The 19,462-nt window shown below is 59.3% G+C and carries 18 protein-coding genes and 1 pseudogene; 8 read left to right on the top strand and 11 right to left on the bottom strand.

Going from position 1 to position 19,462, the window contains the following annotated elements:
• Positions 1-28: 28 nt before the first annotated feature.
• Positions 29-265: pseudogene (locus tag ACA074_RS28100) on the bottom strand (N-acetylmuramoyl-L-alanine amidase); the annotation flags it as partial.
• 278 nt (positions 266-543) lie between these two features.
• On the opposite strand from ACA074_RS28100, the gene folE2 reads away from it, so the two are divergent.
• From folE2 to ACA074_RS28130, 6 genes are read left to right on the top strand one after another with little or no spacing between them, the layout of a single operon-like run.
• Positions 544-1,440, top strand: a complete 897-nt coding sequence (gene folE2 / locus ACA074_RS28105; protein WP_187677192.1) for a GTP cyclohydrolase FolE2 — start codon at positions 544-546, stop codon at positions 1,438-1,440.
• A complete protein-coding gene (locus ACA074_RS28110) occupies positions 1,437-2,105 on the top strand; it encodes a metal ABC transporter ATP-binding protein (RefSeq protein ID WP_497678181.1) in 669 nt (222 codons plus the stop codon). Before folE2 ends, ACA074_RS28110 begins: the two co-directional genes overlap by 4 nt.
• Positions 2,105-2,971: a metal ABC transporter permease gene (locus ACA074_RS28115; protein WP_497678182.1), complete on the top strand. Its 867-nt coding sequence runs from the start codon at positions 2,105-2,107 to the stop codon at positions 2,969-2,971. Before ACA074_RS28110 ends, ACA074_RS28115 begins: the two co-directional genes overlap by 1 nt.
• Before the next feature lie 11 nt (positions 2,972-2,982).
• A complete protein-coding gene (locus ACA074_RS28120) occupies positions 2,983-3,858 on the top strand; it encodes a metal ABC transporter substrate-binding protein (protein ID WP_497678183.1) in 876 nt (291 codons plus the stop codon).
• Entirely contained in the window at positions 3,855-4,415 is a 561-nt protein-coding gene (locus tag ACA074_RS28125) for a gamma carbonic anhydrase family protein (protein ID WP_187677196.1), read from the top strand. Before ACA074_RS28120 ends, ACA074_RS28125 begins: the two co-directional genes overlap by 4 nt.
• A gap of 3 nt (positions 4,416-4,418) precedes the next feature.
• On the top strand, positions 4,419-5,750 hold the full coding sequence (locus ACA074_RS28130; protein WP_497678184.1) for a dihydroorotase: 1,332 nt from the start codon (positions 4,419-4,421) through the stop codon (positions 5,748-5,750).
• A gap of 72 nt (positions 5,751-5,822) precedes the next feature.
• Here ACA074_RS28130 and ACA074_RS28135 read toward each other — a convergent pair whose 3' ends face one another.
• Positions 5,823-6,341 carry a DUF3617 domain-containing protein gene (locus ACA074_RS28135; protein WP_497678185.1) on the bottom strand — a complete coding sequence of 173 codons (519 nt, stop codon included), beginning with the start codon at positions 6,339-6,341 and terminating at the stop codon, positions 5,823-5,825.
• A 133-nt stretch (positions 6,342-6,474) separates the two neighbouring features.
• On the opposite strand from ACA074_RS28135, the gene cls reads away from it, so the two are divergent.
• A complete protein-coding gene (cls, locus tag ACA074_RS28140) occupies positions 6,475-7,914 on the top strand; it encodes a cardiolipin synthase (RefSeq protein WP_497678186.1) in 1,440 nt (479 codons plus the stop codon).
• Positions 7,915-7,921: 7 nt separating this feature from the next.
• Here cls and cfaB read toward each other — a convergent pair whose 3' ends face one another.
• The 8 genes from cfaB to hflK (ACA074_RS28180) all read right to left on the bottom strand — a co-directional run bounded on the left by cfaB (position 7,922) and on the right by hflK (ACA074_RS28180) (position 17,205).
• The gene (gene cfaB / locus ACA074_RS28145; protein ID WP_497678187.1) at positions 7,922-9,109 is read right to left on the bottom strand and encodes a C17 cyclopropane fatty acid synthase CfaB; all 1,188 of its coding nucleotides are present in this window, start codon (positions 9,107-9,109) and stop codon (positions 7,922-7,924) included.
• A gap of 84 nt (positions 9,110-9,193) precedes the next feature.
• Positions 9,194-9,982 (bottom strand): HvfC/BufC family peptide modification chaperone, encoded by a 789-nt coding sequence (locus tag ACA074_RS28150; RefSeq protein ID WP_497678188.1) that lies wholly within the window; start codon positions 9,980-9,982, stop codon positions 9,194-9,196.
• The gene (bufB, locus tag ACA074_RS28155; RefSeq protein ID WP_187677202.1) at positions 9,973-10,818 is read right to left on the bottom strand and encodes an MNIO family bufferin maturase; all 846 of its coding nucleotides are present in this window, start codon (positions 10,816-10,818) and stop codon (positions 9,973-9,975) included. Before bufB ends, ACA074_RS28150 begins: the two co-directional genes overlap by 10 nt.
• 65 nt (positions 10,819-10,883) lie before the next feature.
• Positions 10,884-11,135: a BufA2 family periplasmic bufferin-type metallophore gene (gene bufA2, locus ACA074_RS28160; protein ID WP_401266721.1), complete on the bottom strand. Its 252-nt coding sequence runs from the start codon at positions 11,133-11,135 to the stop codon at positions 10,884-10,886.
• A 118-nt stretch (positions 11,136-11,253) separates the two neighbouring features.
• Entirely contained in the window at positions 11,254-13,155 is a 1,902-nt protein-coding gene (locus ACA074_RS28165) for a heavy metal translocating P-type ATPase (protein ID WP_497615708.1), read from the bottom strand.
• On the bottom strand, positions 13,152-14,213 hold the full coding sequence (hflK, locus tag ACA074_RS28170; protein ID WP_497678189.1) for a protease modulator HflK: 1,062 nt from the start codon (positions 14,211-14,213) through the stop codon (positions 13,152-13,154). Before hflK (ACA074_RS28170) ends, ACA074_RS28165 begins: the two co-directional genes overlap by 4 nt.
• Positions 14,210-15,247 (bottom strand): protease modulator HflC, encoded by a 1,038-nt coding sequence (hflC, locus tag ACA074_RS28175; protein ID WP_497678190.1) that lies wholly within the window; start codon positions 15,245-15,247, stop codon positions 14,210-14,212. Before hflC ends, hflK (ACA074_RS28170) begins: the two co-directional genes overlap by 4 nt.
• Positions 15,244-17,205: a protease modulator HflK gene (gene hflK, locus ACA074_RS28180; RefSeq protein ID WP_497678191.1), complete on the bottom strand. Its 1,962-nt coding sequence runs from the start codon at positions 17,203-17,205 to the stop codon at positions 15,244-15,246. Before hflK (ACA074_RS28180) ends, hflC begins: the two co-directional genes overlap by 4 nt.
• Positions 17,206-17,417: 212 nt before the next feature.
• Between hflK (ACA074_RS28180) and lpdA the strand changes: the two genes are divergently transcribed.
• Positions 17,418-18,818 (top strand): dihydrolipoyl dehydrogenase, encoded by a 1,401-nt coding sequence (gene lpdA / locus ACA074_RS28185; protein ID WP_497678192.1) that lies wholly within the window; start codon positions 17,418-17,420, stop codon positions 18,816-18,818.
• An 86-nt stretch (positions 18,819-18,904) separates the two neighbouring features.
• On the opposite strand, the gene ACA074_RS28190 is transcribed toward lpdA, so the two are convergent.
• The gene (locus ACA074_RS28190; RefSeq protein WP_497678193.1) at positions 18,905-19,378 is read right to left on the bottom strand and encodes an Lrp/AsnC family transcriptional regulator; all 474 of its coding nucleotides are present in this window, start codon (positions 19,376-19,378) and stop codon (positions 18,905-18,907) included.
• Positions 19,379-19,462 lie beyond the last annotated feature (84 nt).

Here is a 19,462-nt window from a genome sequence, read left to right on the forward strand (position 1 = left end):
CAGTGCAGCGCTTGGGAAATGTGATGAAAATTGCGTAGAAATGCTGTTCCACGCGCTTCTGATGCAGTGTGGTGATGCCGGCCAGACTGCGGAGAATCGTACTTCCCAGTTGCAAACTCACGGCGATGGTAGCGTTCATTGAGATGTCGAGAATCACACCGGCGAGCATCGGATCCTTGTCCTTCAGATTTAGCAAACTGGTCGCACCGAGCAGATCCGCACCGTTCTCTCGCTGTGCCATGAAACGCGCAGTCGCCGATGTCGCTCTTCGGATGAGTCTATCCCCAGGTGTTTCACGTGGAACCTCTAGTATCGGAAGTGCCTGATTGTTCGAACGAATCATCGTGTCGCCGAGCGCCAAAGTCTCACGTTGCGGATCTTTGTCTTTGCGGCTGAGACAGTGAAAGGTAAAGCGAACACGGCGGCGAGGATCAGATTGAGCAAGTGGCATCTGTGAATATGAAAGCCTGTTCATGAAAAATGCGTCGTGATTTGAATTGTTATAATGTAACATCAAATTCAATCAACACGATGGTCCCGCACATGAACTCGCTGACACTTCCGGATATCGCTGCGCAGGCTGCGCGCCAAGCGTTAACACTCGAATGGGTGGGCATGCGCGGCATCGCTTTGCCAGTCTTGTTAGAGAGCCAACGGCTGAATGCCAAAGTCGATGCAGGTGTAAGCCTTGATGACGGCGATGCTCGCGGCATTCATATGTCACGACTGTATCTGGCACTTGAGACCCTTGAGCGGGACAACCTTTGCCCTACTTTGCTGCGTTACGTACTCCAGCGTTTCGTCGATAGCCATGAAGGTTTATCCAACAACGCGTACCTGAATATCCACACAGAGATTCTGCTGAAAAGGCCTGCACTGGTCAGTCCTTTGGCCGGTTGGAAATCGTATCAAGCGACCATTTCAGCCAGTCTGAAAAACGAAATGTTCCACGTGGAACTCAAAATCGATGTGCCCTACTCTTCGACGTGCCCTTGTTCTGCAGCCCTCGCAAGACAATTGATCCAGCAACAATTCATCGACGACTTCGCAAACAAGCCGCTACAACACGCCGACGTTTTAACTTGGCTCGGTTCGACCCAGGGCATCATCGCCACGCCCCACAGCCAACGCAGCACCGCACAACTGCATGTTCATCTCGATGAATTCATCGATGAGTTGCCGCTGAGTGCACTCATCAATGACGCAGAAGCAGCACTCGGAACAGCCGTCCAAACCGCCGTAAAACGCGCTGACGAACAAGCCTTCGCACTCGCCAATGGACAGAATCTGATGTTCTGCGAAGACGCCGCGCGTCGACTGAGTCTGGCACTGCGTCGCTCCCCCGGCGTCAGTGCTTTTCATCTGCGGGTGATCCACGCCGAAAGCTTGCACGCACACGATGCCGTTGCTGAAAGCCATTGGCATCGGGAGCACGCATGATTCGCTGCCAATCATTGAGTTGGGGCGCACCCGGTCAACCGCTGACATCCCCCCTCAGTCTCGAACTCGACAGCGGTAGTCTCACGGCAATCATCGGGGCGAACGGCTGTGGCAAAAGCAGTCTGCTGAAAGTCATCGCCGGACTGCAAAAGCCATTGGCAGGCAACGTCACCCTGAGTGTTCCACGCCAAAGCGGATTGTCCTTCCTCCCCCAGCAACAGCATCTGGATCGCCAGTTCCCCATCAGTCTCCAAGATTTGGTAGCCGCTGGTTTCTGGGGACGACGACTGTCCACGCAATTGCGCGCTCAACGCCTCGCTGCGGCACTGGAAAACTGGCACCTGAGTGGACTCGAAGATCGTCCGCTGATGGCCCTGTCCGGCGGAGAATTACAACGTGCCCTGCTCGCTCGATTGAGTCTGACCGACTCACCTGTGCTGCTGCTCGACGAGGCCCATGCTGCACTTGATGAGCTAGGCCAACGGCTGCTATGGCAACACATCCACGCATGGCATGGCGAAGGTCGAACATTGGTCGTGGTTTGCCATGACCTCGCCGCCGTCCGCCAACACATCCCAAAAACGCTGTTAATCAAAAACGGCGATTGCGTATTTGGCGCCAGCGCAGAACTCATCCAGCAGTCACCTCACACTCAGGTGGCCTGATGCTCACCCTCGCTCACTTCTGGCAACCGTTCACCGAGTTCGTCTTCATGCGCCGCGCCCTCCTCGGTGGCCTGGTATTGGCCTGCAGCACTGCGCCACTGGGTGTGTTTCTGATCCTGCGGCGCATGAGTCTGATCGGCGACGCCGTGGCCCACGGCATCCTTCCCGGCGCCGCATTGGGCTTCTGGTTCGCCGGGCTGAGTCTGCCCGCGTTGACCTTTGGCGGTCTCGCCGCGGGTATGAGCATGGCCGGCCTCGCCGCCTGGATTACCCGCCGCACAGGCCTGCGCGAAGACGCCAGCCTCGCGGCGATCTATCCCATATCGCTGGCCAGTGGCGTGTTGATTCTCGGCATCGCCGGCAAACGCCTCGACCTCTTGCATCTACTGTTCGGCTCGGCATTGGCCGTCGACGGACCAACCCTCAATGGCATGTTGTGGGTCTCGGCATTCAGCCTGATCGCGATGATGCTGATCTACAAACCCCTATTGCTCGACACCCTCGACCCATTGTTTTTAAGAACCGTGAGCCGCCTCGGTCCGCTCGCCCACGGCGTATTCCTGACCCTGGTTGTGCTGAATCTGGTGATCGGTTTCCAGGCGATCGGCGCGTTGATGGTGGTCGGCCTGATGATGCTGCCCGCTGCCGCTTCTCGATTCTGGAGCCGCCGATTGCCGACCCTGATTGCCATCGCGGCGATCATCGGTTGCGTCTCGGTGTGGTTCGGCTTGCTCGTCTCTTTCTATTACTCGCTCCCTAGCGGCCCGGCCATCGTGCTGGTCGCTGGCACGGGTTATCTGCTGTCCGTGGTGTTCGGGCCGGTCCATGGCCTGCTGCGCCGCCCGCCTTTGCTCACATCCCAATGAGGTGTTTCCCGATGCGCGCTCTACTCGTGCTGTTCAGTCTGATGCTGTCGATGTCCTTATCGGCGGCGGAGAAAATGCCGGTGGTCACCAGTTTCAGCATCCTCGCCGACATGGTGCATCAGGTCGGCGGCGAGCATATTCAGATCATCAACATGGTCGGGCCTGACGCTGACGCTCACACCTATGAGCCGACCCCGGACGACGCCAAAGCGCTGCTCAAAGCCAAACTGATCATCAAGAACGGCTTGGGTTTCGAGCCGTGGCTGGATCGCCTGGTGAACAGCACCGACACCCAAGCCACAGTCATCAGTGCCAGCCATGGCGTGATTCCACGTTCACTCGATGAGGACGGTGAAACCATTCCCGACCCGCACGCCTGGCACAATCTGGCCAACGCCGAGTTGTACGTCGCCAACATCACCAAGGCACTGGTCGCCGCTGATCCGACGAATAAGGCCGACTACGAGCGCAACAGTAAAACCTACCTGAAACAAATCTACGCCCTGCTCGCCGAAGCCAAGGCCAAGCTCGGATCGCTGCCAGCAGGCAACCGCAAAATTGTCACCAGCCACGATGCGTTCGGTTATCTCGGTCAGGCTTACGGCATCGACTTCATAGCCCCGCAAGGTCTGTCCACAGAACGCGACCCTTCTGCTGCAGAAGTCGCTGCGCTGATCACCCAAATCCGCCAAGCCAAAGTCAAAGCGGTGTTCATGGAAAACATCAAGGACGCACGACTGCTCAAACAGATCGCCGACGAGAGCGGCGCCCACATCGGCGGCACGCTCTACTCGGATGCCCTCGCCGCGAGCGGCCCAGCCAGCACCTTCACCGGGCTGTTCGAATACAACCTCAACACCCTTTACAACGCGCTGAGCCAACCATGATCCGCAAGAATCCTTCAGGCGATCTCCCCCAAATTGCCGAGTCGGCCTATGTCGACAAGACTGCGATCATCTGCGGCAAAGTGGTGATTGGCGAGAACGTCTTCGTCGGTCCCTACGCAGTCATCCGCGCTGACGAAGTGGACGCTTCGGGCAACATGGAGCCGATCACCATCGGCGCCAATTCGAATATCCAGGACGGCGTGGTGATCCACTCCAAATCCGGTGCGGCGGTGACCATCGGCGAATTCAGCTCCATCGCCCACCGCTCGATCGTCCATGGCCCCTGCGTGGTCGGCGACCGGGTGTTCATCGGCTTCAACAGCGTGTTGTTCAATTGCGTGGTCGGCGACGGCTGCGTGGTGCGGCATAACTCGGTGGTCGACGGCCGTGATTTGCCGGACGCGTTCTACGTGCCCTCCACTACCCGGATCGGGCCGAACACCGACCTTTCGTTATTCCCGCCGGTGAGCGTCAGCGCTTCGGAGTTTTCCGAAGATGTGGCGCGGACCAACGTCGATCTGGTGCGCGGCTACAAAGCCCTGCAGAACGAGTTCTGAACCATGAGCAGCGTGCTAATTCGCAACGCCAGACTGGTCAACGAGGGGCGTGAGTTCGACGCAGATTTGCTGGTCAGCAATGGCCGCATCGTCAAGATTGCCCGCAGCATCGAAGGTGAAACCGCGCGCGTGGAAATCGACGCCAAAGGACAATGGCTGCTGCCGGGCATGATCGATGACCAGGTGCATTTTCGCGAACCCGGCGCGCCGGCCAAGGGCAGCATACATAGCGAATCCCGCGCGGCGGTCGCGGGTGGCATCACCAGTTTCATGGACATGCCCAACACCAATCCGGCCACCCTCACCCTCCAAGCGCTGGCGGATAAGAAGCGCCGTGCGGCAATCAGTTCGGTGGCCAATTACGCTTTTCACTTTGGCGTGAGCCAGGACAATCTCGACACCGTTGCCGCGCTCAATCCTTATGAAGTGGCCGGGGTCAAAGTGTTCATGGGCGCGTCTACAGGCAACATGCTGGTGGATGATCCGAAGATTCTTGAACGACTGTTCGCCGAAGTACCGACAATTCTATTGGCCCACTGCGAGCACACGCCGAGTATCGACGCCAACGCGGCCAACCTGCGTGAACGGTTTGGTATTCATCTGCCTACTGCGGCTCATGCACTGATTCGCAATGCCGAGGCGTGTTATCGCTCCTCCTCACTGGCCGTGGATCTGGCGAGACGTCACGGCACGCGCCTGCATGTTTTACATCTGACTACCGCCCGTGAACTGGAACTGTTCGAGGACAAACCCCTGGCGCAAAAACACATCACTGCCGAGGTCTGCCTGCACCATTTGTTGTTCGATGATCGCGACTACTCAAGCCTCGGCAACCTGATCAAATGCAATCCGGCGATCAAGACTCAGGCCGACCGCGATGCATTGCGTGAAGCGTTAAACAGCAATCGACTGGATGTGATCGGCAGTGATCATGCCCCCCATACGTGGGACGAAAAGCAGCGTCCCTATGCCGAAGCGCCCTCGGGGTTGCCGTTGGTGCAGCACGCCCTGCCGGCGTTGCTGGAACTCGTGGCGGAGGGTGTGCTGCCGATCACCACGCTGGTGGCGAAGATCAGCCACCGAGTGGCGGATCTGTTTGCGATTCCGGATCGGGGTTATCTGCGTGAGGGGTATTGGGCGGATCTGGTATTGGTTAAACCAGAGATGCTGGATGTGTCGCGGCAACCGGTTCTGTCGCAGTGTGGATGGACGCCGTTTGCCGGCCGAAGCTTTCGGCATCGGGTAAGGACGACGTTGGTATCAGGGCAGATTGCCTGGCACGAGGGCCAGGTGAATGAGGGGTGTCGGGGATTGCCGCTGCGCTTTATGCGCTGATGCCTTCGCGAGCAGGCTCGCTCCCGCAGGTACAGCGCACTACCAGTGGGAGCGAGGCTACTCGCGAAGCTTTCAAGCTCTTGGTTTGACCGTGCCGCAATCCTGTCCCAGCCACACTGCACGGGTTTCCAGGCTGCCCTTCTGGTTGATACCAATGGCATTGAGCGTGCCATTGGCAACCGTGGTGAACTCACGATCACTGAGGAACGTCGCCACACCGGTACCCTGAGCTTTCGGGCAGCTGAAGCGGAATTTCCACTGGTTACCGCTGCGCTCGGTAATCTGCTGTTTACAGCCCGATTGTGGATCGGCCAACGGAATATCGTTGGTCGCCACTTGCTGTGGAGTCAGGCAGGCGCGGATGCCCTTGCCGCCGATATTGATGCCGTTTTTCTCCAGCGCCGCCCGTTGCTGCGGCGTCATCTGGCCTTGAAGCTGACCCAGGATCGATTGCACATCCATTGGCTGGTCATCGACTTTCACATTACTCGACGTCATTTCCCACAACCCCGGCTGCAGCATTTGCGCCTGCGCAATCACCGGCAATGCCAAACCCAGGCCCAACGCCAAACCCAGCAGACGAACGTTCATCGAGAAACTCCTGATCAGTAGTGGCCGTTAGACGTCGGCCGATTGCTTCGGTTCATGCGCCAATTAAATAGCGACATTCGCCACAGAACATGGTCTGTTAAGGCATCAAAATCTTGCGGAGCAAGGCTGCCCCATGGATTATTTTGGACCGCACATTTTCGGTTATTTGATCGCCCTTATACACACCCTCGGCTTGATCGCTGCCATACATGCGGTGCTGACGGTGCGCACGGCGCAAGGCTCGATCGCCTGGGCATTGTCGCTGATCTTCATTCCTTACCTGACGCTTATTCCGTACCTGGTGTTCGGTCGCAGCACCTTCGATGGCTACATCAAGGCGCGCCGACAGGCCAACGAGCAGATGCGCCTGGCCATTTCCGAGCTGAACTGGCGCCCGTGGGTGGAAGAAGCGCTGACCGCGCGCGCCTCGAATGCCTACGCCTCCTTGCGTGCGATGCCAAAACTGGGGCGCATGCCGTGTCTGGCGAACAACGAAGTCCAGTTGCTGCTGAACGGCACCGAGACGTTCAACGCGATTTTCCAGGCCATCGATCAAGCGAAGGAAGCAGTGCTGATCCAGTTCTTCATCATCCATGACGATCGCCTTGGCCAACGCCTGCGTGACTTGTTGCTGAAGAAAGCTGCCGAAGGCGTGACGATTCACCTGCTCTACGACCGTATCGGCAGCCACGCCCTGCCCCACAGTTATGTGCAGGCGCTGCGTGATGGCGGCGTCGAGGTCAAAGCGTTTGCCACGCGCAGCGGCTGGCTCAATCGCTTCCAGGTCAACTTCCGCAATCACCGCAAAATCGTCGTGGTCGATGGCGTGGTCGGGTTTGTCGGCGGGCACAACGTCGGCGATGAATACATGGGCGAGAAACCGCCGCTGGCACCGTGGCGCGACACTCACGTAAAAGTGCGCGGCCCGGTAGTAGCGTGCATGCAGGAATCCTTTGCCGAAGACTGGTTCTGGGCCGCGCGCACGTTGCCGCCGCTGATCCTGCCGGACGAATACCCGGACGACGGCGTGCTCTGCCAATTGCTCGCCACTGGCCCTGCAGACGCCTACGAAACCTGTTCGCTGTTCTTTGTCGAAGCCATTCACGCAGCGACAGAGCGGGTGTGGATCACCAGCCCTTACTTCATTCCGGATGAAGCAGTGTTTGCGGCGTTGCGTCTGGCGGTGTTGCGCGGTGTCGATGTGCGCCTGTTGCTGCCGTCGCGACCCGATCACCGCATCGTCTACGCCGCGTCCAGCCTATATGCCTTTGAGGCTGTGCGTGCAGGCGTGCGGGTGTTCCGTTACGAGCCCGGTTTCCTGCATCAGAAAGTGGTGTTGATCGACAGCGAGATCAGCGCGATCGGCAGCGCCAATCTGGACAATCGTTCGTTCCGGCTGAATTTCGAAGTGATGCTGCTGACCGTCGACAGCGACTTCGCTGCCAGCGTGGAACACATGCTCAAACAGGATTTCGAGCAAGCCTACGAGATCGCCAAAGAAGAAAGCCGGGAGGTCCACCGCCTGCAACAAGTCGGCATGCGGATCGCCCGGCTGATCTCGCCGATTCTCTGAAAAACCATCAAGGATGGTAGATATCGTCGCGTGTCCATGGCAGTTCATGGCTGCCATCGGCGTGTGCTTTCACCGCAAGGATCTGGTGCAGGTTGATCCAGCCGTGCGCGAACGCGTAAGCACAACCGGCCAAGTACAGCCGCCAGATCCGTAGCGCCTGATCGGGCACCAGTTTGCCGGCCGCTTCGAGGTTGTCCTCCAGCCGCTCACTCCAGTGATCCAGCGTACGGGCGTAATGCAGGCGCAGACTTTCGACGTCGACAATCTCCAGGCCTGCTTCGCTGATCTCGGCGGAAATCATCGACAGATGCGGCAACTCACCGTTGGGGAATACGTATTTCTCGATGAACTCCCCGGCGCCACGCCCGACCGGACGGCCATCGATGTGCCTGGCGGTAATCCCATGGTTCATCACCAGACCGCCCTCCTTCACCGCGCCGAACAGGGTCTTGCAGTACTCGGCCAAGTTGGCGTGGCCAACGTGTTCAAACATGCCGACGCTGACGACTTTATCGAAACGGCCGTCCTGCGGCAGATCGCGGTAGTCGAGCAATTGCAGTTCGATCTGGTCTTCCAGACCTTCGGCCTTGACGCGCTCGCGCGCCAGTTCGAGTTGTTCCTTGCTCAGTGTGATGCCGAAGACCTTGGTACCGAATTCCCGCGCAGCGTAACGCGCCAATCCGCCCCAGCCACAACCGACATCCAGCAGATAATCGCCCGGCTGCAAACGCAGCTTGCGGCACAAATGACGGAATTTGGCTTGCTGCGCCTGTTCGAGCGACTCGCTGCCAGTCTCGAAATAGGCACAGGAATACGCCATGTCGCTGTCCAGCCAGAGCTGGTAGAACGCGTTGGACAGGTCGTAGTGGTAGGAAATGGCTTTGGCATCGGTTTCCTTGTCGTGCAAGGTCCGCACAGGCTGATTGTCTTCGTCTTCATTGAGCAAAGCGTTGCTCAGTTCGTCGCAGACCCGGATGACCTCGCTGATCGAGCCCTCCAGTTCAAGCTTGCCTTCAACGAACGCCGCCCCCAGCGCGTTCAGGCTTGGATGGGTGAACTGGCTGACCATCTGCGGGTCCTTGACCACGATGGTGACACTGGGCGCCGGGCCCAGATTGTACTCGTGGCCGTCCCAGAGCCGCAGGCGAAGCGGAAGCTGCAGGTTCTGTAAGGCCGGTGGAAGTTGCACGAGCATGGAAAATCCCCCATGTTTCAGACGTCCAATCTGAGGGTAGACCATCCTGGAAAATTAGCAGGCTATCGATTTAATTAGCCTTATCTATCGTTGCAGACGCTCTAGCAGGCCCTCCTGCACCCACTGTTTCAACCAGGTCACGGCCTGAAGTGGAGCGCCCTCTCCATAAATGACTACTAACTCGGCGCACAGTTCGGCGAAACTCCAACCTTCGTTTACCAAGCCATTCAGGGCATTGGCCTCGGCAGATTCCAGACTGCGGTAATGACAGCTCAGACCGTTGCGCCAGATCAGGTAGATCTGGGGGATTTGAAGTGGCTGGCTGGGAGGGAAATCGGTTTCTTCCTTGACTGAGCGCCACAGGGTAAAGCTATTGAACCGGCATTCCAGCCACTGAACGCAAGACGCCTGTTTGACTCGCAGCGCTGGCCATTCTTGCGCGGACAGTGTCGTCATTGTTTCGAGGGTTAACGGCTCACCCGCTGGCGCATCGAAAGCCAACGTGAATGCCCATTCGACTACTGCCATTTCAGCCAAAGGAGCACTTTGCTCAGGCACCAGATGCTCGCGAATAAACCCTTCGAAGCCTTTGCCCAGCCAACGCAGACTGTAATGCGCAGACGGGGATTGGCGCAGGTACGCGGTAGCGAGCGCGTCAAATTCCTCGTCGCCCATCCAGTGCCAGATGGCTGGAAAATCGTTGCGCAACACCTCCAGTAACCGCGCTAGATAGGCGTTGTGATAGATCGCCAGACCGGTGCCGACATCCAGTGTCGGCCCGCCGATCAGGCTGGTGCTCAATAGCGGATGGGCTGTTGCCCCCTCATCCAGCAAAAACGACTCAAATGCAGATTGCCATTCTTTCAGGCGCATTGCTGTCTCCCGGCCAGAACCGTGTCACCTGACTGCCGGGCTTTCTGCAGTTCATCGAGCAACTCTTCAAAAGGCGGAAAATGATCATCACGTTCCAGCAAAGTAGCCACCGGCCCGAAGTGCTCCAATGTACGTTGATACAGCGCCCAGACGGGGTCGCTCACTGGTTGGTCATGGGTATCGATGACGTAATCGCCGTAATCGCTATGGCCCGCCAGGTGCAGTTGACGCAACTTGTCCGCCGGCAGGCTTTGAATGAATGTCCACGGATCGAAGCCGTGATTGCGTGAGCTGACGTAGACATTGTTGACGTCCAGCAGCAACTGGCAGCCGCTTTCCCGGCTCAGGGCAGCAAGAAACTCCCATTCAGTGAAATCATCTGAAGCGGCTCGGACATAGCTGGAGACGTTCTCCAGCACCAACGGACGCTGCAAAACATCCTGAACGTGGCGCACTCGCTGGGCAATGTACTCAAGACTTTCTTGGGTGTAAGGCAGAGGCAGCAAATCGTGCAACTGATGGGCGTTGCCGCGGCTCCAGCACAAGTGATCGGAGATCCACGCCGGGTTGACCCGTTCGGCCAGTTGCTTGAGTTGTTTCAGATAGTCCGCATCGAGGGCATGCGGCCCGCCGATGGAGAGGGAAACGCCATGCATCACCAGCGGATAGCGCTCGGCGATGGCGTCCAGGTAATACAGGGCTTTGCCGCCCTGCACCATGAAATTTTCGGAGACCACTTCAAACCAGTCCACGTCCGGCGACTGTTCGAGGATCTGCTGGTAATAAGCGCTACGCAATCCCAAGCCGTAGCCGAGGAAGGGAACAGAGGCGGACATGTGCAGACTCCTGATTAAAAGTGGCCGCAGTGGCGTGAGCCACTGCGGCGGCACTTGCCGGCCAGTTATTCGCCGACCTTGCCACCTGCTTTTTCGCAAGCCGCTTGAGTCATGGCTTTGAAACCCTGGCCTTTGCAGGAGCCCAAGCCTTTGCAAGCGTGGTCTTTGGTTTTGCAGTCGTTCTGGCCTTTGCAGGCAGTCACGCCGTAGCAGTGAACGTTGGCATCAGCGGCCATCGCGTTGGTTGCGACACCGGCAAACAGGGTAGCGGCAGCCAAAGCGAGAGCGGCACCAGCAGCAGCGGTCTTGATAGTCATTTTTCTTATCCTCGGTAATCATCAGGTGTGTCGGCTGGACGGTGTGTTCAGTCACGACATAGCACTAGAGAGAGCGGTCCCGACGGCGTTACAGAGGTGTCAGAAAAAATATTCAGATTTATTCCTTGAGCTTGAGCAGCGGCTCCTGAAAACGCAGCAAACGCCCAGCGTTGCCCAGTACCAGCAACGTACTGAGGTTATGCAACAACGCGGCGATCATCGCCCCGGCGGCGCCCAACCAGCCGAACGCGGCGAATACCACGATGGCCAGCGTCCAGCCCAGACCGATGATCACGTTAACCTGCAAGGTGCGACGACACTGACGACTCAGCCGCACGCAAGTGCCGAGCCGGCGCAGGTCGCTGCCTATCAGAACGATGTCCGCCGACGCCAAGGCGATGTCTGCCCCGCCCGCACCCATCGCCACACCGACTACGCCCGCCTTAAGTGCCAGCGAATCGTTGATGCCGTCACCGACCACCATAGGCCGGAAGCCGTTGTCGATTTCCTTGAGTACGCGATTGAGTTTGTCCTCGGGCAAGGCCTGGGCTTGTACCTCGTGCAAGCCGACTTCTTGCGCCAATGTCTGGGCGACACTTTGTCGGTCGCCAGTCAGCAACAGTTGCCGCCCGAGGCCCAATTCGCGCAATTCATTGAGAGCAAACCGGGCCTCCGGTTTGACGCTGTCGGCCAACAACAGCCAAGCGAGAAATTCACCGTTCAAGGCCAGGCCGGCAATGGGGCCGTCATGCTCAGGAATACTCGTCGTGGCGATTTTCAATTGGGTGAACAACTCTGGCCGACCAAGCGCTGCTTCGCCCTGCGCGGTCATTGCGACGATACCGAGTCCCTGCCGCTCGTGGATTTCGCTCAGCGGCAGATAGCCTTCCTGACTGACCAAGCCTGCCAGTGCCCGACTGACCGGGTGACTGCTCGCCGCGCCGAGGCTGGCGGCGAGCGCCATGACCGTGGATTGATCCGCGCGCGAACTGTTGATCGACTGCAAGCGCAAGGTGCCGTAAGTCAGGGTGCCGGTCTTGTCGACCACCAGCGATGTGAGGTCGGCCAGTTCTTCGAGGAACGCCGAGCTGCGGATCAGAATCCCATGCCGCGCCGCAACCGCTACACCGGCAATCGCCGTGGCTGGCGCCGACAACACCAAGGCGCAAGGGCACGCCGCCACCAACACCGCAAGCATCGCTTGCGCGTTGTTGGTGATGAACCAGGTGACCGCCGCCAGCAGCAACACCAGCACCATGTAACTGCCGGCATAGCGTTCAAGCAATCGAGTGATTGGCGGTTTGGAACGTTCGGCGTTTTGCATCAGAGCGATAACTTTGCCGAGCGTCGATTCGTCTCCGGTGCGGCTCACTTCGATTCGCAGCAGGCCGTCTAGATTGATCGCGCCGCCGAACACCGTCATGCCCACTGCAGCTTCTACCGGAACCGACTCTCCGGTAATCGAAGCGGTGTCGAGGCTGGCCTGGCCAGAGAGAACTCGACCGTCAGCCGGCACCCGATCGCCGGCACGCACCTCAACGGTATCGCCCGGTTTCAGCGTGCCGTTGTCCACTTCAATGATCGAGCCGTCAGCCTGAATCTTTCGTGCATGGCTGCGGGTCAATTGGCCGAGTGCATGAATCGCTTCTTGGGAACCAATGACGCTGCGCTCCTCCAGCACATGACCGAAGATCATGATGATCGGCAGCAAAGCCGCAGTGAGCAGATCACCCGTCGCCCAAGCGCCGAGCATCGCCAAAGCAATGAGTTGATCAGTGATGCCGTGCAAGCTCGGATAACGCAGGCTGTACCACGCCGAACGCATCACCGGCACCGCCACTAATAAAGAAGCAAAACCGAGCAGCAATTGGCTGACACCGGTTTGCTCCGGCGCCAGCCAACGCCAGATCAAGCCGAGGCCAAGCAAACCCAGGGCGAGCATCGCCAAGGTCAATTGCCTCGCCGCACGACGTTGTTCGGCCGAGGACAACAGGCTCGGTGCTGGGGTGGTCGCGCTCATTGACTGGCTCCCTGAATGATCAGGCGGGAATCGTCTTTCGGATCGACTGTGGTCACCGATCCGGCTTGGCCGAGGATCTTCGGCATGCGTTCGCGGTACAGACGCAAGAGCAATTGCGGGTCGGTGCCTTGTTGTTGGGCTTTGGCCAGGCTCAACACCGTCGCAGTGTCGGCAGATGCTTTGGCCAAGCGCTCACCCGCCTGAGCGTGGGCGACTTGCAGCGTGCGGTCGGCTTGTTCGTTGGCGGTCTGGGTGAGTTTCTCGGCATCGGTGCGCGCGTTGGCTACGGCTTTGTCGGCTTGCTGGCTGGCGGTCAAAACGGCGTTGAAGGCACTGACGGCAGGCTCGGGCAGACTCGATTGCACATCGACCCGCGTCACTTCGACACCGATGCCCTGACCGCTCGCCTTCAGTTCGGACAAACGTTTATTGATGCCTTGCACCAGATCGCCACGCAGTCTTTCGCGGCGCTCGGCGGCCTGATTGTCGGCGCCGATCAGTTCCGGTCGGGCAACCAGAATGGTGTCCAGATCCCGAGCGGCCGTCAGTGCCACGGCGCTGCGCGTGACCAAACGATCCAGCGCCGGCACCACATGCTCGCCCTGAAGCACAAAGTCATAGGGGTCAGTGACCTTGTAAAACACCCGCACATCCAGCTGCACCACACCGGCATCACCGGTCAATAAATAACCAGAGCCGGCCAACGCATCGCTGATCGGTGTGGCGAATGAAGCGACCCGTTCAGCTTTCAACGCTTCGTCACTGCGCAGCAGATTCTCCACTCGACGCTCGATCACACGATCCGCCGCTGGCAGCAGAACTACCTGCTCGAACGGCTGTGGCCAGGCCAATAACAGGCCGGCGTTCTGGATGCGATCCAGCGCACCAAAGTGCAAAACCACGGCGCGATTCTGCGGATCAATCTGCCGCACATTAGAGAACGCCCAAGCCAATGCGGCCAACACCGTCACCGCGTACAAGGCTAAAAAAGCCAAGCGTCCCGCCTGAATCCACGGACTGTTCAGCGAATGTGTTCCACGTGGAACTTCTTCATTCATGGCTGCGATCCGGATTTGCTGTCGAGATTTGGCGGGCCATCGACCAGCACGCGGAACGGCGCGGCATCGGTGCGCAGTATCAGTTTTGTGTCTGGGGTGACGATGGTCCCGAGGGTATCCAGTGAGCGCAGCAGGTTGTACAGCTGCGGCGAACCCGCGTAGGCGCGACCATAAATCTGCGCGGCCTCAACGCGAGATTGCGCTTCGATATCGGCGGCTTTCACTGTGGCATCCGCCTGAACAATCCGCGCATCGCGCTCGGCAGCGGAGCGGATTTGCGCCGCCTCACGCTTGCCGATTGCGGTGCGTTCGGTGGCAATTGTTTCACGCTCGGCGCGCATGCGATCAACCGTGGCAGTGAGTGTCACTGAGGGCAGCGTCAGCCGTTCGATACCGACCTGCACCACGCGCACGCCATAAGTGGCGAGCAATTGCTGATCAATCTGCTGACGTAATTGTGCTTCGAAATCGGCAATCCGCACCTGACTGGCATCGGTGTTCACCAAGTTGGCCAAGTCGAAACTGCTGGCGGTGGTCTCCAGGGCAGAGCCGACAAACGTGCGAATCTGCCGCGCCGCTTCGTCGGGTTGGTTCTGCACCGCACGCATGAAGCGCTGCACATTGTCCGGGTCACCCTGCACCTGCCAGGCAACGTAAGCCTGGACGATGATGCGCAAACCGTCGCGGGTGCCAACATCCTGCAAACCGCTGGAGGTGGTGCGCAGGCGCAAGTCCACCGGGATCGCCGCTTCGAACGGCGCCGGCCAGCGCCAGCTCAACCCCGGCTCGAGCAGAACTCGCGACGGGTTACCGAAACGGGTAATGACAGTCGCTTCACCGGAGCGCACTTGCACCAGACTCGCTGCGGCGATGGCAAACGCCACCAGCAACGCCGCCCAACCCATGCGCCGCCAAGGGAATGGCCCCGCCTCCTCCGGCGCACCGTGGTGGTGACCGTGATGATGGTGATGCCCGCCGTGGCCGTGATCGTGGCCGCCGTGGTCATGATGATCGTGTGTATGCGACTGGCTCAATGGGCAACTCCTGGTTGAGCGGTGGTACGCGCGGGCGTCGGGTCAGCCGGCAGCGTGAACGTGCGCAAGTCGATGGTCGGCGCGTTGCTGCTGCCGCCCAGGCGATGGTCGAGGATCAGCAATTTGGCTTTACTCAGGCCTTGGCTGAGCTGACTGAGGTATTGCTCCAGCACAAACGCCTGGCCGGCGCTGACGTAGGCTTTTTGTTCGGCACTGAATTTCAAATCAGCGGCCTGTGCGGCTGCGCCGATTTCGCGGGCGTTGGCGCTGGCCTGATCGCGAGCAAGGCTGGCTTGCAACTGCGCCTGGTTGCTCGCTTCGGCAGCAGCACCGCGCTCGCGGGAGATCAACGCCTGCGCACCGATCTGCGCCGCTTGCACACTGTGATAGGCGTTCGCGGCGCCGGCCGGCGGGTGAATCGCCTCAACCACCGTGGCGAGAATCTCCACGCCACTGTCGAGTGTTTGCAGATCATTTTGCACCGCACGGCCGATCTCTTCCGCCAGCCCTACCCTGTCCGCACCGAGCAAACCGTCGAGGGTGCGTGAGGCAAAGTCGTGGACGAGAATTCGGCTGGCGGTGCTGCGGATGAGAGTCGGCACGTCGGCGCTGTTGTAGGTTGCAGCCAGCGCTGCCTGATCACTCAGACCGATGCGGTAGACGAAGCGCACGTCCATGTTGACGATTTGAAAGCTCTGTTGCTCGCCCCGACTGCTGGCGATGACTTGGGATTTATCGTTCACATGACTGGCGTCCCACAGGCGATTTGCTGTAATCGGTGCTGGGCCTTCGGCGGGATCGAATTGCAGCGGTGCCGGGTTTTCGCCGACGCTGGTCGCCAGTTCATGGACCACGCCGTTTTCGACGTTCAACACTCGACCCAGTGGCCATGGCAAACCGGCGTGCAAACCGGGGCCGAACACCTGCACCGGTTTGCCGAAACGTTCGTAGATGCCACGACCTTGCAGGGGAATTTCGTGGATACCGGTCAGCAACCAGCCGAACGCCGCGACCAGTGCCAACACCGGAAGAAACGCACGACGCATGTAACTGAACGCCCAGATCTGGCGCAGATCGATGCCGAAGCGGTTGTGCAATTCGTGCTGCAGCGCGAGCAGTGGTTGAGGCGGCCAACGCAGCAGGTCGGCGACAAAACTGCGCGCCAGTAGCGTCGGTTCAAGCTGTTCGCGGCGCGGGCTGAATATCGAAAGAACGGCACGCAATAGCAACTCAATCGCGACCAACCCCGGCAAGATGCCGATCAGCACTGCAAGGCGAACCGGCCATAAGGCGGTCTCGCTGGCGAACAACAAACACAGCGCCACCACCACCAGGCTGATGATCGCGACTCGCGACAGTTGCGCCAGCGAACTCGCTTCAGGCCATTGCGCCGGGGTTTGCTGAGCCAATTGCCGCTCCAGCACCAGCAAACCAAACGCCAACAACAGGGCCAAAGCCGCGCCGACAGTGGCAGACGCCCCAACAGCGGCGGGCGGTAAGGCAAGGTTCCACACCTGATCAAGGCTGATTACCACCAGCACTGCCCAAGCGCCCAGCCATAACGTCGCCGTACCGATCAGACTTAGTAGGTGCAGGCTGCGTTGACTCAGTCGATCCAGCAGCCGTTCGTACCAGCCATCCGGCGCGCCAGGCTGCTCCATCGGCGCAGGATTCGGTACGACAGGATTGATCACCCGTGCCCGCCATCGCGTCACCCACCAAGCCGATTGCAACCCGGCAACCAGCACCAGCAACGCCGCGCTCTGGTTGATCAGTAGCGGAACCCACAACGATTGCGGCGCAAACAGTGCGACAAAAAACGCCAGCACCCACCCTGCCCCGGCCAATCCACCCAAAGCAATCGCCAGCCGTCGCAATCGGCGGCCCTGCGTAACCGCCTGCTGAAAGCGCGGCAATCCGGCCACTTGCGTGCCATCAACCTCCAGATCGACCTGCATATCACCCCAACGCCATCGGCTCTCATCTCATATCGTTACGATATAACGAAATACGTGAAATATTCGTCCACAAATTGCGCTTATCTAAGAACGCCCAAGCTGTCGCTTGCCTGAAGCCTTGACCGAAATGTTCGGGAGCGCACATATTACGCTCGTAATTTTACTCAAGAACTACCGTTAGCGATCCGCATCCCTCAACCAGGAGTAAGCGCATGAGCAACTATGACGTAGTGATTCTGGGCGGCGGCCCCGGTGGCTATAACGCGGCCATCCGCGCTGGCCAGTTGGGCCTCAAGGCTGCCTGCGTTGAAGGTCGCGCGACGCTCGGCGGCACCTGCCTGAACGTCGGTTGCATGCCGTCCAAAGCCTTGCTGCACGCCTCCGAGCTTTACGATGCGGCCATGGGTGCGGAATTCGCCAATCTCGGCATCGAGGTCAAACCGACGCTCAATCTCGCGCAGATGATGAAGCAGAAAGACGAAAGCGTGACCGGCCTGACCAAAGGCATCGAGTTTCTGTTTCGCAAGAACAAGGTCGACTGGATCAAAGGCTGGGGCCACATCGACGGCCCGGGCAAGGTCACCGTGACAGGCGATCAGGGCAGCAAGATCGAGCTGACTGCCAAGGACATCATCATTGCTACCGGTTCCGAGCCCACGCCCCTGCCCGGGGTCGAGATCGACAATCAGCGCATTCTCGATTCGACCGGCGCGTTGTCCCTGAGCGAAGTACCCAGGCATCTGGTGGTGATCGGCGCCGGCGTGATCGGCCTCGAATTAGGTTCGGTGTGGCGCCGTCTCGGCGCGCAGGTCACCGTGGTCGAATACCTCGACCGCATCTGCCCCGGCGTCGATGGCGAGGCAGGTAAAACCCTGCAACGCTCACTCAGCAAGCAAGGCATCGCGTTCAAATTGAGCTCGAAAGTCACCAGCGCCACCACTTCGGCCAACAGTGTACAACTCAGCGTCGAACCGGCCGCGGGCGGCTCGGCTGAGTTACTGGAGGCGGATTACGTGCTGGTGGCCATCGGTCGCCGCCCCTACACCCAAGGCCTGGGCCTGGAGAACGTCGGCCTGAGCACCGACAAGCGCGGCATGCTCGCCAACAAACAACATCGCACCGAAGCCCCGGGGGTCTGGGTGATCGGCGACGTAACTTCCGGCCCAATGCTCGCGCACAAGGCTGAAGACGAAGCCATGGCCTGCGTCGAGCAGATCCACGGCAAGGCCGGCGAGGTCAATTACGACCTGATCCCCAACGTGATCTACACCAAACCGGAGCTGGCCAGCGTCGGCAAGACTGAAGAGCAGCTCAAAGCTGAGGGCCGCGCCTACAAGGTCGGCAAGTTTCCGTTCACCGCCAACAGCCGGGCGAAGATCAACCACGAGACTGATGGTTTTGCCAAAGTCCTTGCTGATGAGCGCACGGATGAAGTGCTCGGCGTGCACCTGGTCGGCCCCAACGTAAGCGAAATGATTGGCGAGTTTTGTGTGGCGATGGAATTCAGCGCTTCGGCCGAGGACATCGCCCTGACCTGTCACCCACACCCGACTCGCTCCGAGGCGCTGCGCCAGGCCGCGATGAATGTGGAGGGGATGGCGACGCAGATGTAGAAGATCAAAAGATCGCAGCCTCCGGCAGCTCCTACCTGAAATGCGTGCCCTTTAGGAGCTGGCGAAGGCTGCGATCTTTTCGGTTTTCAGGATGGAAGATGCCCCAGCGGCAAGGCGCCCGGCATCTTCACCGTGTGAATCGCAAAGTTGCTGCGGATATCACTCACGCCTGGCAGCTTCAATAGGCAACCACTGAGAAACCGGTCATACGCACGCAGATCCGGCACCACCACTTGCAGCAGAAAGTCCGATTCCCCCGATACCAGAAACGCTGAAATCACCTCCGGCAACGCGGTGACGGCCGCGTAAAAAGCTTCGGCCTGTTCGTCGTTGTGGCGCTCGACCTTAACCCCGACAAACACCGTCAATCCCAGCCCCACCTCATCGCGATCCACGTTGGCCTGATAGCCGCGAATCACCCCCGCCTCTTCCAGCATCCGCACCCGCCGCAAACACGGCGACGCCGACAGGCCGATCTCATCCGCCAGCTCGACATTGCTCAAGCGTCCGTCACGTTGCAGGGCGGCGAGAATCTTGCGGTCGAAGGCGTCGAGTTTCATGGTTGGCAGATCCTGATGGCGAGAGCGCAAAAAGAAATCAGGTTATGCCAATCCCGAGTCATTTTGAAGCGGACTACGCAAGCA

It is taken from the genome of Pseudomonas sp. LBUM1655 (assembly GCF_059716085.1).